This window comes from Acidianus manzaensis, assembly GCF_002116695.1.
GTDB classification, from domain to species: domain Archaea; phylum Thermoproteota; class Thermoprotei_A; order Sulfolobales; family Sulfolobaceae; genus Acidianus; species Acidianus manzaensis.
This window is the reverse complement of the sequence record NZ_CP020477.1, coordinates 1,106,564-1,122,166: the sequence shown is the minus strand read 5'-3', so window position 1 is coordinate 1,122,166 and position 15,603 is coordinate 1,106,564. Positions and strand designations below refer to the sequence as shown.

Below are 15,603 nucleotides of genomic sequence, written 5' to 3'. Positions count from 1 at the left end.
ACGTATTGAACTTTTATATTGAAATAAAAATATAAATAGTTAAAAACTAAAGTTAACTTATGACACGTAATGTAGCTATAATAGGAACTGGACATAGTAAGTTCGGTGTAAGGACTGATGTAAATTTGCAAGAACTAGCATGGGAGGCAATAAAACAAGCATTAGAGGAGGCTAACCTAGAACAAAAAGATATTGAGTATTACACTGTTGGCAATATGGGATTATGGAGCTCTGAAGAATTACCTGCCCCAATTGTGGGAGAATATTCTGAACTTACGCCTAAAGGTACAATGAGAGTTGAAGCTGCATGCGCTACAGGAAGCGCAGCATTAAGAGATGCTTACTTAGCGGTAAAATCTGGTGAAGTCGATATCGCTATGGCAATAGGTGTAGAACAAATGCATCAATCTAAAACTCCTACAGTAGTAGAATTATTAGGTAGAGCAGGAAATTATTTTTGGGAATTCGAGAATTTTGGACTAACTTTTCCAGGATATTTTGCACTATATGCTACAGCTTATATGAATAAATATGGATTGAAAGAAGAGGATCTAGGAGAAATTGCAATTAAGGCGCATCATTACGGATCTCTAAATCCATATGCTCATTTACAAAAAGAGATAACAATGAAAGAATATTTAAACTCTAAACCAGTAGCATGGCCTCTTAAACTTTTAGACTGTTCTCCTATAACTGATGGTGCTGCAGCCATAATTTTAGCCTCAGAAGACGTTGCTAAGAAAATTACAGATTCTCCAGTTTGGATATTATCTCAAGGAGTTGCATCGGGACCAGCAAACATTTCAAAAAGAAATGATTTCACTAGTATGGAAACCACTAGATACGCCGCAGAGATTGCGTATAAAAAAGCTAAAATATCAAAAGAAGACGCGTGGAAATATTTCGACGTGGCAGAAGTACATGATTGTTTTACTATAGCAGAAATTATTGCGTATGAAGATTTAGGTTTTGCCAAAAGAGGAGAAGGTGTAAATCTAGCTAGAGAAAAACAAACTTACATAGGAGGTAAAATTCCAGTTAATGTGGATGGTGGTTTGAAAGCAAAAGGGCATCCAATAGGTGCTACTGGAATAAGTATGAACGTTACGTTAGCTAGACAATTACTTTATAGAGCTCCAAATAAGCATATGCAGGCTGAAATAAAAAATGGAATGGCTGTAGCTCATAATCTTGGAGGTACTGGGCACTATGCTTACGTAACCATTTTATCTACTAGGAGGCCTGAATATGTGGGATGATAAAAGGCAAATAACTCTAAAATATCAAATTCCAGATGATAAAATACATCATTTCTCTGAGGAGTTAGAAAAAGGTAAAATTTTCGCTACAAGATGTCCTAAATGTGGTGCTACCTATTTTCCTCCAAAACAAGACTGTGCTAAATGCAGAATTTCCAATTTAGATTGGATAGAAATTAAAAATGAGGGCGAATTGCTAACATATACAATAATTTATGTGAAACCAGCATCCTTTTCACAATATCCCGACTACATAGTAGGTGTAGCTACATTTCCAGAAGGAATCAATGTACTAGCATGGGTAAAGGGGAAAAAGGATAATTTAAGAGTAGGAGATAAAGTTAATTTAAAAGTAGAAAAAAGAGATGAAGGATATTATTCATATTATTTACAACTTATTGATAATTAATGCCTAGATTATTAAAATCATTAAGAAACTTAAAACCTTTTCTTTTTCTTTATACTAAATTTCATGGAGGTTTTAAAAAGGCAAAAAATGAGATTAAACTATGCCATCACAAGGCATTATAATAGATATAGTACTTAATGATATCAGAAGAGTAGTAAAAGATAAACTTGGTAAAGAAGTAGAAGGAGTTAAAGTAATGGTAGTAAATTATTTACCACCTACAATATTAGCTTATGTTAAAGCTAATGATAACACCATTTATGTAAACTATCAACAGTATATGAGAGCTAAGAATATGGGTTACGAATACGAATACTTATTTGTAGTAATACTTCACGAATACCTACATTTAGTTGGAATAGCTGATGAAAGAGAAGTAAGAAGAATTGATTTAGAGATTGTACAAGATAAGTTCAAAGAAAATAGTATAGCATATAGAATAGCATTAGATCTAACAGATCCAAGAGATATCTATTTGAAAGAATCTCAAAAATTTGGCAGACCGAATACATTTATGTAAATTTCTAGAATACTTTTAAGTTTATTCCAATTATATTGTATATAAGTAATATTTGACTATTTTTCCTTTTACGTGCGTAAACTTTAATAATTAAAAGTTAAGTATCTAACTTTATGGTTCAATATAAATGGATTGCATTATCTAATACTAGTCTTGGAGCATTTATGGCATTTATGAATGCTAATATAGTATTAATTTCATTGCCAGCAATATTTAGAGGTATAGATATTAACCCATTTGATTCATTTCAATATTTATTATGGATTCTCTTTGGATATAGTATAGTATCAGCTATTCTTGTAGTAAATGTCGGTAGATTATCTGATATATATGGTAGAGTTAGAATGTATAACATAGGATTCGCAATTTTTACCATTGGATCAATTCTTTTATATATAACTCCAGGTACTGGAAGTATAGCAGCCTTACAATTAATAGCGTATAGAGTAGTACAAGCAATAGGTGGTTCACTCTTAATGGCAAATAGTGCAGCAATATTATCTGAGGCTTTTCCTCCTAATCAAAGGGGATTTGCATTAGGATTAAATGGAGTTATAGGGATTTTTGGAGGAGTAGCAGGAATAATTGTGGGAGGAATTTTAGCAACTATTTACTGGAGGGACGTATTTTTAGTTAGCGTACCTATAGGAATATTGGGTACAATATGGTCACTGAGATCCTTAAAGCAATTAAGTCCACCAAATAGGCATCAAAAGTTAGATATACCAGGTAATTTGTTGTATGCTGTAGCCCTAATCTTAATTTTAGTTGGCATAACATATGGCATATTACCTTATGGTTCAGAAGTGACGGGTTGGGGTAATCCTTATGTAATAGCTAGCATAATATCTGGCCTTGTCCTCTTAGGTGGTTTCCTGTTCTTAGAGAGAAGAGTTTCAGATCCAATGTTTAGGTTAGAATTATTTAAACTAAGATCATTTTCAGCCTCAGCAATAGCCATACTTTTAGCACAGTTAGCATTTGGAGGATTGCAATTAATGTTAGTATTATTATTACAAGCTATATGGTTACCGCTTCATGGTTATAGTTATTCAGTAACACCATTCTGGGCAGGAATATATTTACTTCCACTGTTAGCAGGATTTGGTATAATGGGGTCAATAGCCGGAAGATTGTCTGATAAATACGGTGCTAAAATATTAGCAACAACTGGGTTAGTAATTTTAGGAGCAGGATTTTTAGGTCTTACTACCCTTCCTTATGATTTCAGCTATCCGATATTTGCATCTATAATATTTATCATGGGAATAGGAAATGGATTATTTGTATCTCCAAATATGGCAGCTCTAATTAACTCATCTCCACCACAACATAGAGGTTCAGCCTCAGGAATTAGAGCTATGTTAACTAACACTGGAAGCACCTTAAGCATAGGTATATTCTTTACTATAGTTATAGAAGTACTCTATTTGCTCTTACCATCTACATTAACCTCAGCTCTAAACGCGGCAGGAGCACCACAATTGGCTCCTTTTATGGCTAAAATACCACCAACAGCAGCAATATTTGCTTCGTTCTTAGGCTATAATCCTGTTTCAGCTATACTATCTCAATTACCTTCTTCAGTAGTAAGTAGTATTTCACCTCATGCTATATCAATTATAACCGGTAACTTTTGGTTCCCTAAAGTTATAGCGCCAGCCTTTATGAAGTCTTTAAAAATAGCATTTTATGCTGGATCTGCAATGGCTTTTTCAGCCGCTATAGCTTCAGCATTAAGAGGTAAGACCATAATTTACGAAAGAGATATGCAAAATACAACTGTAAGTAATGAAAAATAATTATATTATTCAAAGATAGTTTTTGTAAACTTTAGGAAAAGATATTCAATAAATTACTATATATATATTTATTTTTTGCTATAAAGGTAAAGTAGAACTGTAAATATACTGATAACTCCAAAAGTTATTAGGAGAAAAGTATTTCTTATACCTAATCCCTCAACTATTGAAGATAAAAAGAATGGACCAACACTTCCTAATCCTAATAATGTCCCGGAAAAGTAACTATTTGCTCTATTTCTTTCGCTAAAATTTCTCGATAATAAAATTAAAGAAGAATAATAAGTTAAACCATGTGGAATTCCCAGTATTATTAAAGCAAGAATATAGTAAATAATACTATTAGATAAAAGAATTAAACTGAGACCAATAACTGTTAATATAGCATTAAAAGATATTATTTTTATTATATTTGTATTTTTACTTATTATGAACGAAAAGAACAATCTAGTAAAAAATGAAATTATGAAGAAGATTGCATATATCAACTCAGCTAAAGAATAACTAGCATTAAAATGAGAAATAGCATAAATTCCTCCAAACGTGCTAATCATTCCAAAAGGTATATCATACATTATGTTATTTAATAATGTCATAATAAATGCAGGAGATCGTATGATTCTCTCATTATTTTTATTCTGCGTCAAATTAAGATCATTAAATTCAATCTTAAACGATACTATTGGAATGATTACAGCAATAATAGAAAGAAACAGAAAAATATCGTTTAATGAATATTTTAGCAAAATGAAAGATTCTATTGCAGGGCCAACTATTAATGATAGACTAAGGAAGGCAGAATATAGCCCAATAACTTTTTCTCTTATCTCTTCATCAACTGATCCAGCGTAAGTAATTAAATTGGGCCATATAATACCTATAGAAAATCCTGCTATACAATCTAATATCCAGATTAATACTCTATTAGTAATATAAAATGAGATAAAACTAATTAAATAGATTATAGACGCAATTCTAAATACTTTAGTTCTTGTTCTATCTTCAAGCTTAGAGTTTAAGATACTGGAAAGAAATGATGTGAAAGAGAATGCTGAAAGTAATATACCTAAAAAGATAATCGGAAAATTTAATTCGTACTTGCTTATCAAGGGTATAGTAATTGAGATAGCATTATTAGTTAGCCTAATAGAAAATGTTAATAAAAATAGAATTACTACAAATGTAGTATACTTACTTCTCACAATTTATTCAGTTACTATTAAATTAAAAACTTATAGGTATTCCGACTTTATATAAAGCTTTTGCAGAAGTTTTAAAAAATCCTTTAATTTTATCAATAGTGAAATTTTATAATGAATCTTAGTGCTTTCAATCATGCAATTCTGAATATAGTATATAAGTAGAGGACTTCAATGATTTTTATAACATAATGATTACAATAAATTTAGTAATTACTAGACTTATATCTAAAACGATACAGTTATTGGATTTATAAACAAAATTATCTTCTTTTCAAGAATATACTAACTGTGGATAAAATTTTTCCCCTTTTACTAATCTCTATAATAAAAACCAAATTATATTTTAATATATCTGATAATATTATCCTTGTATCAAGTTAACCTTAACTACAACTATTTGACCGTTAGACAAGTTAAGGACTATTGTATATAGTCTAGGAGGGATTATGTTACTTATTTCTGGAAACTTTATAAAGATATTATTTGTTCCATGAATTAGAATTTTAGGTTGAATATCTAGAGAATTCAGTCCTATTTCTTGTAGTATTGCACTGTTTATTTGAACTCCTTGAACTAAAGAATAAATAGAGAAAAACGCGCTTCCATCAAACCTAAGTATTCCATTTCCAGTTTGATATATAGGTTGATAAGAGGCTACATAAGTCTGATTTCTATTAATATTTCTAATTGCATCATCTGCTCCTAAGTATATTAGAATCCATCCGACAAAATCTATTACCGGAATTATAGATAAAATTCCTCCTATTTTTATTAGATCGTTACTAAAGAAATTCCCTATATCATATAAAGTTAAACCTATGAATAAATATGAAATAAATATCACAATAATTCCAACTATAAGTAAGAGAATTCCTATAATACTAAATAATATACTTCCAACCAAATTTATACTCAAAACAGAAATTGTATCTAAAATCAAAAATATCCCAGCTATGAACAGAAGTATATAACCTATAGGAAGATATTTTAATCCACCAATTCCTCTACTAACTTCTTTACCTGAAGCACTAAAAGAATTAAAAGTATCTCTCAATGATGGAATTCCTTTTATAAAAAGTAAGATTAACGAGACAATACTTAAAATAGCCGCAGAATTATATAAAATCCCTATAGTAGATATTAACGTAATAACTGTAAGCCATATTGACGCATCTTTTAATTTATTTAACCCTTCTATATCATTACTTATACTCATACGTGATTCTTATTTAATAAAACTTTAAAACTTACTTAATCAGTAGAATTTTTATACGATTATATTTTATTTTAAGCTTATATTACAAAATACGTTACTATTATGATTCCTAGCTCTATGATCTTAATAAAGAGTTAAGGATATACTAATAAATAGAATTAAATCGTGATTTTAACATTACTGGGTGTTAATGGGGCGGAAGTCCCCATCAGAAGTTGGGGATGAATAGCCCCCTTATAGAAAGTTTTTATTTATAGTTATTAAAAATTTTATGAAATATGCGTTACAAACTCTAGGAGATTCACATTCAGTCTACTCACTCTACTATAAATATAAGTAGTAAAACATGGAAAAAACATTTGACAACGATAAAACAATAGACTTCCTAAAGAAACTAACATACGAAATTACTGAATCATTTGAAGTTGACGTTACTGAAATCAGTATACATAAAGACCACTTCCATAGGGTATTCAAAGCAAAACCAACACTAAACATACCAAGATACATAAACACAATAAAAACAATAACATCAAGAGAAATACAGAAAAACTTCCCAGAAGTAAAACTCTGGAAAGGACACTTATGTTCTTCATACTTCCTAGCTGGACAAGTAACACTCTAGGTGCTAAAACAATATGTTCAAAACCAAGAAAAAGAATAAGAATACTATAACCTTATCTTATAAGTATAGAATATATCCAACACCCGAGGTAGAACAAAAACTCGCCAAGACGATGGAAACAGAAGCAAAAGTATACAACTCGTTATTGGATTACATAACAGAAAAGAAAAAACAAGGAATAAAAGTTACACAACTAGACACACAAAAATTACTCAAGAACATGAAAGAAAAACATGAGGTATACTCAAAAGCTTTACAAATGATAAACAACATACTCTGGTACAACATTAACTCTTTATCAAAATTGAAGAAGAATGGAAAGAAAGTAGGAAAACTAAGACATAAAAAGATATTCAAAATAATCTGGTACAATCAATCAGGATTCAAACTACAAGGGGACAAACTCTATCTGTCAAAAATAGGAGAAATCAAAGTACTCTTGCATAGGCCAATACGCGGAGAAATAAAAGGAGTCATCATAAAGAGAAGTAAAACAGATAAGTGGTATGCAATATTTCAAGTTGAGCAAGAAAAACAACCGCTCGAGAAGACTGGCAAAGTAGTTGGTGTTGATTTGGGCGTAGAGAAATTTGTTACAACGAGTGATGGTGTTGTGATTGAGAATTCTAAACTGTTAGATAAGAGGGAGGAAAGGATTAAATTGTTGCAGAGGAGGTTATCGAGAAGGAAGAGGGGTTCAAGGAATCGCGAAAAGGCTAGGCTGAAGTTAGCTAAGGCTTATGAAAGGCTTGAGAATACTCTTGCTGATTATATTCACAAGGTAACAACGTGGTTAGTGAGAAATTATGATGTGATAGTTGTTGAGGAGTTAAATACGCAAAGGATGGTGTTAGATTCTTTTGGTAGGTTGAGGAAGCATATTCTTTATTCTAAGTTTTCGTCTTTTCTCTACCAACTTTTCTACAAGGCTGTAAGAGCTGGTAGGAAGGTGGTGGAGGTAGATCCAGCGTATACGTCACAAACGTGTTCTCGATGCGGGTACAAAGTGAAACTGAGTTTGTCTGATAGGGTATTTTGTTGTCCTAATTGTGGTTTTACGGTTGATCGTGATTATAATGCTTCTCTAAATATTTTGAGGGATGGGGTTGGGACTGCCTTTCTGCCTGTGGAGGGGGAACCTCTGCTGTACGTCACCTTTCATGAGGTGGTGTATAGTAAGTTTCCCCTGAGAAGCAGGAAATCCTCATCGTGAGGTGGGGATGCTTCGTCGTAATGGCGGAGTAGTTCACTAAATAAGTTTATGTTAGTAGAAAACTAGTAATATTTTATGGAAATAGATTATCCTAAAAGTAAAGTAATTTATGGAGAGAACTCAATAGAATGGTTAGCTAATCTTCATAAGAAGGCATTAGTAGTAACCAGTAGAAGTCTTTTAAAAAGTAAGATTCTCGATAAGATACTGAATCTGGTTGAGGCAGATGTAATAGAAGGTCCAAAACAACATACACCAGAAGATGACGTTAAGAAATTATCCAATTTTATTCAAAGATACGAAATAGTTATTGGATTGGGAGGAGGGAGTATAATTGATGGAATAAAATTAGCTAATCCAAAATATTTTATCGCAATACCTACTACTCTTTCTGGTTCGGAACATACTAAGAATGCAGGATTTACTGTAGAAGGGACAAAAACAAGTAAAGAGGGAAAAGAAGCAGATGTAGTAATTCTGGATCCTTATACAACATTAGAAACTCCTAAATGGTTACTCCTTTCTTCAGGCATTAGAGCATTAGATCACGCTATAGAAGCATTATACTCTAATTATTCAAACTTGTTCTCAGATTCATTAGCAATAGAAGGATATAGAAAATTAATAGATTGTTTACCGAAAATAGATTCCATACAAGCTAGATTAGATTGTCAAATAGGAGAATGGTTATCTTCTCTTACTATGAGATACGTAAAAATGGGAATGAGTCATATGTTTGGTTATGTTTATGGTCCTAGATTTAACATTCCTCATGGCATAACTTCTTGTATATCACTTCCAGAAGCAATCAAAATAAATTATCAAGCATCTAAACAAAAAATAAAAGCTATAGAAAACGATGAGCCATTATATCAGTTTATTTATAATTTTCTGAAATCCCTCAATATTATTAAACGTTTATCAGAATATACTATTTTTGAAGAAGCATTGAAATATATAGATATATTTATTCAGTTCACAAATAATAGCGGAAATCCTATAAAAATAGACGAAAAAATTGCAACCCAGTTTCTAGAGGAGGTATATTGAATGCTCAATTGGAAACCTATTGGAAAAGATTGGGGAAAATGTGAAGAATGCTGGTTAAACTATCAAAAAGGAATTCAACATGTTAATTCATTACACTGTTATAAGCTAGGAATTCCAATAAAAAACCTTAAAATATCTTTAGAAGAGTTTTTAAATCTAGATATAATAAAAAATGTTGCAGGCAAATACGGTATCTTCTCATTTCCGCTAAGCCTTCTATCCTATGGAGTAATAATATTTTATTTTGATTCAGAAAAAGAGATGTTAGATTTCGTACGTAAGATAGAGCAGTACGTTAAGGTGAATCCAGAAATGAAAGAGAAGAAATTTTACGATATATTCGTAAATGTAAACTGGATTAATGGAATGAATTGGAGGAGAGGATGTCCCGAATATGATAAGAAATTCGGAGATTGGAGAAAATGGAAAAAAGATGTAGAATCAGTCTGATAGACTTTTTGGGACAAACATACATTTATCTTCAATCTTTCCTGCCATTGCATCATCCAAAAGTAAATAAGGATTCTTAACCTCTCTTAAATGTTTTCCAGTTCCACCTCTAATGAATGATACGACTTCTGATAAAATGCTTAATGCAACTTCTTCAGCAGTTTTTGAGCCTATATCTAACCCTAAAGGAGAGTAAAATCTAGATTTTATTTCTTCCAAGCTAATTCCTCTTTTAATTAGTAAAGAAATCATTAATGCAGCTCTCTTTTGACTAGCCATAAGTCCTATAAATTTAGCTTTTTTATTAAATGCAATATATAACGCGTCAATATCGTATGGTTTACCTCCTTCATTAGCTACTATTACTATGGAATCTTCTGTTATCATTTCGTTTAGAATTTCTAAACTATTTGAAATTGCGTGAACTCCATTAAAATCTTCTTCTTTTACATCTCCATTTCCTATTACTCCTATATAATAACCTAAGGCTAATCCGATTTTAGCTAGTTGTTTGGCTATAATTCCTGATCCTACAATAATTATTGATGGTCTAGGTTCTACTGGTTCAATTACTATTCTTTTGCTATTGATTTCCTTGGTAATTACTTGACCACTCTCTAAAGCCTTTAAAGCCAAGCTAAGAATTTCAGGATTTAAAGAACCTAATAATACGCCATTTTCATCTACTATTGTTCTCTCTAATTTATTTCCTTCAAAAATTGAAACGATAACAAATCTCTTTCCTTCTGCACTTAACTTAGAAATTAAAGGAAATATTTCGCATGAGCTCATGCTATTTTTTTCTCATGAACCTTAATAAATATTTCTCAAATATGTTCGCTTAAATATAAATAGTAGTAAAAATCTCCTTTTAAAATGTAATATTTTATCATATTTTACTTTATTTAAGACGTAATAAAATATCTTATATTATTTTTTCTATTTTTAAAAGATTCCCTATACTAGAGGAATCTTCAGTAGTAATTATAATATAATCATTCTTCTTTGCCAATCCAAGATCTATAGCAAGCATCCTAGAATTTTTAATTATATCGTCAGTATTTTCAAATTTTTTATCTATTTTTACAGTATAAATCCCATAACATAAACTAAGCTTTCTCTCTAATTCTTTGTCAACTAAAGCTAAAATAGGTACTTTAGGTTTTAATTTTGATAAACGTATTGCACCTTTTCCTGATGGAGAGTAAATTACAATAAGTCTAGCTTTACTGAGTTTTAAAGCAGTAATAGTAGAAAAGTAAATTGAATCCATTACATTAGAGATCTTATTTGGCAATTTCATAGAAGTGTATTGACTTTCAATTCCTTTTATTAGCATATCCAACATTTTGAGTACTTGTAATGGAAAATTTCCTATAGCAGTTTCATCACTTAATAATATAGCGTCGACTCCGTAATGTATCGAATTTGATATATCAGTAACCTCTGCTCTTTCAGGTATTGGAGAACTAATCATAGATTCTAAAACTTGAGTAGCTAAAATGACTGGTTTTCCAATACTATCTCCTACTTTTATAATATATTTCTGAACAAAAGGTAAGTTAGGTAATCCAACTTCTAAGCCTAGATCTCCTCTAGCAATCATCAACGCATCTGACTCTCTTCCTATTTCCTTTAGATTATTCAATGACTCTTTTCTTTCAATTTTTGACACAATCCAAACTTTACTACCTAGAATGTCTCTAATTTTCCTTATATCTTCTTTAGAAGTTACAAACGAAATACCTATAAAATCTGGCTCTAGCTTACTAACTTTTTCTAGAATTTTAATATCCTCTTCTGTAACTCCATACGGTAATTCTTTAGGGATTGACAATCCTCTTCTCGGGTAAATTATTCCAGAATTCAAAGCAATACCTATTATATTATTATCAGTTTTTCTTATTTTCAATTTTACGTCTCCATCTCCTATTGTTACTATATCTTCATTCTCTACAAGACGATAGAATTCGTCATCTACTTTCAAATCCTTCCCAAATTTAACTATCTCCCCTTTCTTTACATTAATTTCATTAGTATTTTTTATTCTTAATTTAGAGCCAGGTAAATCCATGAGAATTGGAACTTTACCTTCAATCATGTTAACATATTTTTCAACTGATTGAAAAGAATGAGCTAAATTAATTCTTACTACGTCAGAATAACGTAATACTTCATCAATAACATTTTCACATGATGGACCGATAGTTGTTATTATCTTAGTGTTCCTTTTTTTAACTTCCATATTCTAAGTTTATACTTTACAAATATAAGCTAACCGCATATAAGATTATAAAAAAATAGTTGGAATAAAGAACAAAATCTTAAATTTATTCAAGAAAGTTATCTATGCTTCTAAATTAGATAAAAAATTCTTAGTATCTAAATATTGAAGAATAACTTATTAAACAAGAAAAACAAATATAACGATAATGATAGATCTAAAGAAGTTTAAATATTTTACCATTTCAGCTTTAGCATTTGGAACGTGGAGAATAGGAGGTGGATATTGGTATTCGAGTCATGGAAAAGATAATCAATGGAAAGAAGCTATAAGAACAGCAATTGAAAATGGAATTACCACATTAGATACAGCAGAAATGTACGGAAATGGTCATGCTGAAGAGCTAATAGGTGAAGTTATAAAAGACTTTCATAGAGACGAGCTATTTATCATTTCAAAAGTATGGCCAAATCATGCGTCATTTGATGATACTATAAAATCTGCCAAAGAAAGCAGTAGAAGGCTTGGAACATATATAGACCTATATCTTCTACATTTTCCTTCAAGAGTACCTATCTGTGACACAATACGCGCATTTGAAAAACTAGTGGATGATGGCGTTATAAGGTATTATGGAGTAAGTAATTTTGATTATCCTAAAATACAAAAAATATATGAATGCTCTAGAAAATATGAGATTAGTGCAGTAGAAAATCATTATAGTTTAATCTCAAGAGAGGATGAAAAAGATGTAATACCATTCATAAAGAAAAATAACTTACTTTATTTAGCATATACTCCATTAGAAAACGGAATATTTAACAATAATACATTTTTAGATAGTATAGGAAAGAAATATGAAAAATCTGCAATTCAAGTAGCGTTAAATTGGTATATTTCAATAAATAACTTAATCCCTATAGTAAAAGCATCCAGTAAAGAGCATGTAATTGAGGATGCAAAATCAATGGGATGGAGATTATCAAATGAAGATTGGAATGCAATAGACCAGCATTTTAAAACCAAAAACTACTTCATACATAAAATTGAAAGTAGAGTAAAGAGTTTGAGACCATGGAGTTCCTAATATCTACAAAAAACGGATTATATAAAACAAATGAGAAAGGAGAAATAAGCAAAGTTTGTTGCGATTTTGAAATTCAAGACGCAATTATAGATAAAGAACTATATATATGCTCTCCCACTGACGGTTTCATTATAAATGATAAAAAAATAGTTGAAGAAGGATGCTGGAGATTATGGAAGTATGAAGGAAAAATATTTGCACTAGTAGAAGGACCAAAAATATATGAGAAAGAAAACTTGGTCCTAGATCTCACAAAATATGCAAATGAAATGAATTGGTATTTTCCACATGGTCCACCACACATTACAGACATCATAAACTTCAAAGGTAAAATAATTGCTACAGTAGAGGAAGGAAATTTATTAGTAGGAGACAATATAACTAATCTTCGTCCCATAAAATTCTCAAATGACATGCATAATTTACTTAAAAAAGGAGATTCATTATTGATAGCATGCGCTGATGGAATATATATAACAAAAGATTTAGAGACATTCAGAAAAGTACAAAAAGGATATTTTCATGCACTAGAAGATCTTGGCAATCTAATTGTAGCCTCCGCACTATCGAGAACCCCAATCTATATAGGAGATGGATATAATTGGAAAAATGTAAATATAGAATTACCTAAATCTACTTTTGGATCAACTAACATTGCGAAATTAGATGATAGAAGAATTCTATATTCCTCTACCTCAGTATACGAAATAGATATACTTAAAGAGATAAAAAATCAAATTATAAAGGAAATACCTGAAACAAGAAGAATATCTAGATTATAGATCTTGCATAAAAAGATTATAAATACACAAATTGTAAACAGCTAATTCATTAATGCTGAAAGCAAATCAATCTTTGACTTTTTAAGATTTTATATTAAATCACGAACATCTTTTTACTTAGCAAAACTGATTAGCGAGAAACGTTTGCGTACAAATGAATAGCCAATTATTTTAATATATCTCTTTTCAGTTTAAATCTAAGAAACTTATTTAATACAACTAAAATATCCAATATATTCAGTATCAAAAGATTATTTAATAATAAATTATAGTTATGGCTATGTTTTTGTAAATACTATATATAGTGTTTAATTTTCGAACCAAAAATATATATTCAACAGATTTATAAACATGATCATATATTAACAGAAAAATTCAAGTCAGTTTTAATATCTAGGTTATTAGAGCTAATAACTGATGAGTAAAGAAAAGGCAGAGCATTATCAAGAACCAAAGAGAGTTATTGGATTAAGAGATTTGATTTTCATAAGTCTAGGAGGACAAGCTCCTTTTCTTAGCATCTTAACTTATGGAGTAGCAGCTTTTTTATATGGAGGATATTTTGCACCAATAGCTATAATATTAGGTACGATCTTAGTACTTTTTAACGGTTTAGTAGTATATAAATTATCAACAAGATATACCAAAGCTGGAGGATATTACACTTATGCATATTATTCTTTAACGAAAAGACTTGGATTTGAGACTGGTTGGATATACTTAGTTTATTCAACTCTTTATGGATCAGCATATGTTTTAGGAGCTACCTTTGTATTATCTAGTATATTTCCCATTAACCCTTGGATAATCGCCTTAGTAATTTTAGCAGTATCGTCAATATTTATAATATCAGGAATTAAACCATCAGCAAAATACGCAGTAGTAGCTAGTTTAATGGAAATAGGAATAATGACAATTCTAGCCTTATTATTCTTGAAATCCACGCATTTTACATTTTATGATCCATTTAACTATCATATTTCTGCTGGATTATTAGCTTTAGCTATTCTTTTTGGATCAAGCATTCCAACTGGATATGGTTCAATTACCCCATTATCTGGAGAAGTAAAAAATCCTAAAAAGACAGTACCTTATGCTATTACTGCAGTAATATTAATTGGAGGTTTGTTAGCTGCATTTGACGTTTACGCTATAGGAGATCATCTTCTCTTTTACCATTTAGTCCCCTCTAATACAAATTTACTAACTTTAATAGAAGACAGATTTGGAATCATAACTTTAATTTTTGTATTATTTGCTGCAGCAAATGATGGAATATTAGCTACATTATCTTTTATGTTAGCTACATCAAGAACTGCATATGCAATGGCTACTAATGGATTTTTGCCAAAAATATTAGCTAAATTTGAAGAAAATAGAGGTCCAATATATGCCTCACTAGTAGCAATAGTACTTTATGCTCTATCAATTATTTCCGCTCTTTTCATAACTGGAGTTAGACCTTATTTAGCATTTGAATATGTTGGTGAAATAGCAGTAATGGCAACATTATTCGTTCATGCAGCTTCAGACTTTTCACTCTTTAAAATTTCCTTAAAAAGAATAAAGAAGAGAATTCCAGAAATAGCACTTTCATTAGGCGCTGTAGGCTTTGTAGGGTGGGATTTAATACAGACTATAGCTACAACAACTCCAGTTATAGTGTATATATTTATGGCTTTCATAATCTTGGGATTTCTAGTGACAGAAATAATAACTATGAGTGAAGAAGAGGAAGAAGAGAAATGATAACATTAATAAATA

At 30.6% G+C, this 15,603-nt stretch carries 15 protein-coding genes; 11 read left to right on the top strand and 4 right to left on the bottom strand.

The genetic code is table 11. From position 1 onward, the window contains the following. The first annotated feature begins 59 nt into the window (after positions 1 to 59). The 4 genes from B6F84_RS05240 (at position 60) to B6F84_RS05225 (ending at position 3,990) form a co-directional block, all read left to right on the top strand. Entirely contained in the window at positions 60 to 1,259 is a 1,200-nt protein-coding gene (locus B6F84_RS05240) for a thiolase domain-containing protein (RefSeq protein WP_148691265.1), read from the top strand. Beyond that, positions 1,249 to 1,668: a Zn-ribbon domain-containing OB-fold protein gene (locus B6F84_RS05235; protein ID WP_148691264.1), complete on the top strand. Its 420-nt coding sequence runs from the start codon at positions 1,249 to 1,251 to the stop codon at positions 1,666 to 1,668. Before B6F84_RS05240 ends, B6F84_RS05235 begins: the two co-directional genes overlap by 11 nt. Positions 1,669 to 1,768: 100 nt before the next feature. Then, positions 1,769 to 2,188 (top strand): hypothetical protein, encoded by a 420-nt coding sequence (locus tag B6F84_RS05230; RefSeq protein ID WP_148691263.1) that lies wholly within the window; start codon positions 1,769 to 1,771, stop codon positions 2,186 to 2,188. Between the two features lie 113 nt (positions 2,189 to 2,301). Further along, the gene (locus tag B6F84_RS05225; protein ID WP_148691262.1) at positions 2,302 to 3,990 is read left to right on the top strand and encodes an MFS transporter; all 1,689 of its coding nucleotides are present in this window, start codon (positions 2,302 to 2,304) and stop codon (positions 3,988 to 3,990) included. 68 nt (positions 3,991 to 4,058) lie between these two features. Here the strand turns inward: B6F84_RS05225 and B6F84_RS05220 are convergent, their stop codons facing one another. Further along, positions 4,059 to 5,192 carry an MFS transporter gene (locus B6F84_RS05220; protein WP_187152759.1) on the bottom strand — a complete coding sequence of 378 codons (1,134 nt, stop codon included), beginning with the start codon at positions 5,190 to 5,192 and terminating at the stop codon, positions 4,059 to 4,061. Between the two features lie 361 nt (positions 5,193 to 5,553). Further along, positions 5,554 to 6,408, bottom strand: a complete 855-nt coding sequence (locus tag B6F84_RS05215; RefSeq protein WP_148691260.1) for a DUF973 family protein — start codon at positions 6,406 to 6,408, stop codon at positions 5,554 to 5,556. 346 nt (positions 6,409 to 6,754) lie between these two features. Between B6F84_RS05215 and B6F84_RS05210 the strand changes: the two genes are divergently transcribed. The 4 genes from B6F84_RS05210 (at position 6,755) to B6F84_RS05195 (ending at position 9,746) form a co-directional block, all read left to right on the top strand. After that, complete coding sequence (locus B6F84_RS05210; protein ID WP_236749079.1) at positions 6,755 to 7,033, top strand: transposase; 279 nt, start codon at positions 6,755 to 6,757, stop codon at positions 7,031 to 7,033. Positions 7,034 to 7,046: 13 nt separating this feature from the next. Further along, positions 7,047 to 8,246 (top strand): RNA-guided endonuclease InsQ/TnpB family protein, encoded by a 1,200-nt coding sequence (locus B6F84_RS05205; protein WP_148691259.1) that lies wholly within the window; start codon positions 7,047 to 7,049, stop codon positions 8,244 to 8,246. 75 nt (positions 8,247 to 8,321) lie between these two features. Continuing rightward, positions 8,322 to 9,296: an iron-containing alcohol dehydrogenase gene (locus tag B6F84_RS05200; RefSeq protein WP_148691258.1), complete on the top strand. Its 975-nt coding sequence runs from the start codon at positions 8,322 to 8,324 to the stop codon at positions 9,294 to 9,296. Next, positions 9,297 to 9,746: a hypothetical protein gene (locus B6F84_RS05195; RefSeq protein ID WP_148691257.1), complete on the top strand. Its 450-nt coding sequence runs from the start codon at positions 9,297 to 9,299 to the stop codon at positions 9,744 to 9,746. On the opposite strand, the gene B6F84_RS05190 is transcribed toward B6F84_RS05195, so the two are convergent. Both B6F84_RS05190 and pyk read right to left on the bottom strand, forming a co-directional pair. Beyond that, the gene (locus B6F84_RS05190) at positions 9,738 to 10,538 is read right to left on the bottom strand and encodes an XdhC family protein (RefSeq protein ID WP_148691256.1); all 801 of its coding nucleotides are present in this window, start codon (positions 10,536 to 10,538) and stop codon (positions 9,738 to 9,740) included. The two genes, B6F84_RS05195 and B6F84_RS05190, sit on opposite strands and share 9 nt — an antisense overlap. Positions 10,539 to 10,671: 133 nt before the next feature. Next, complete coding sequence (pyk, locus tag B6F84_RS05185) at positions 10,672 to 11,991, bottom strand: pyruvate kinase (protein WP_148691255.1); 1,320 nt, start codon at positions 11,989 to 11,991, stop codon at positions 10,672 to 10,674. Positions 11,992 to 12,178: 187 nt separating this feature from the next. On the opposite strand from pyk, the gene B6F84_RS05180 reads away from it, so the two are divergent. The 3 genes from B6F84_RS05180 to B6F84_RS05170 all read left to right on the top strand — a co-directional run bounded on the left by B6F84_RS05180 (position 12,179) and on the right by B6F84_RS05170 (position 15,588). Further along, on the top strand, positions 12,179 to 13,057 hold the full coding sequence (locus B6F84_RS05180; RefSeq protein ID WP_148691254.1) for an aldo/keto reductase: 879 nt from the start codon (positions 12,179 to 12,181) through the stop codon (positions 13,055 to 13,057). Continuing rightward, positions 13,045 to 13,839 (top strand): hypothetical protein, encoded by a 795-nt coding sequence (locus B6F84_RS05175; protein WP_148691253.1) that lies wholly within the window; start codon positions 13,045 to 13,047, stop codon positions 13,837 to 13,839. The genes B6F84_RS05180 and B6F84_RS05175 overlap by 13 nt, the downstream gene beginning before the upstream one ends. A 417-nt stretch (positions 13,840 to 14,256) precedes the next feature. Continuing rightward, positions 14,257 to 15,588, top strand: a complete 1,332-nt coding sequence (locus tag B6F84_RS05170; protein ID WP_148691252.1) for an APC family permease — start codon at positions 14,257 to 14,259, stop codon at positions 15,586 to 15,588. Positions 15,589 to 15,603 lie beyond the last annotated feature (15 nt).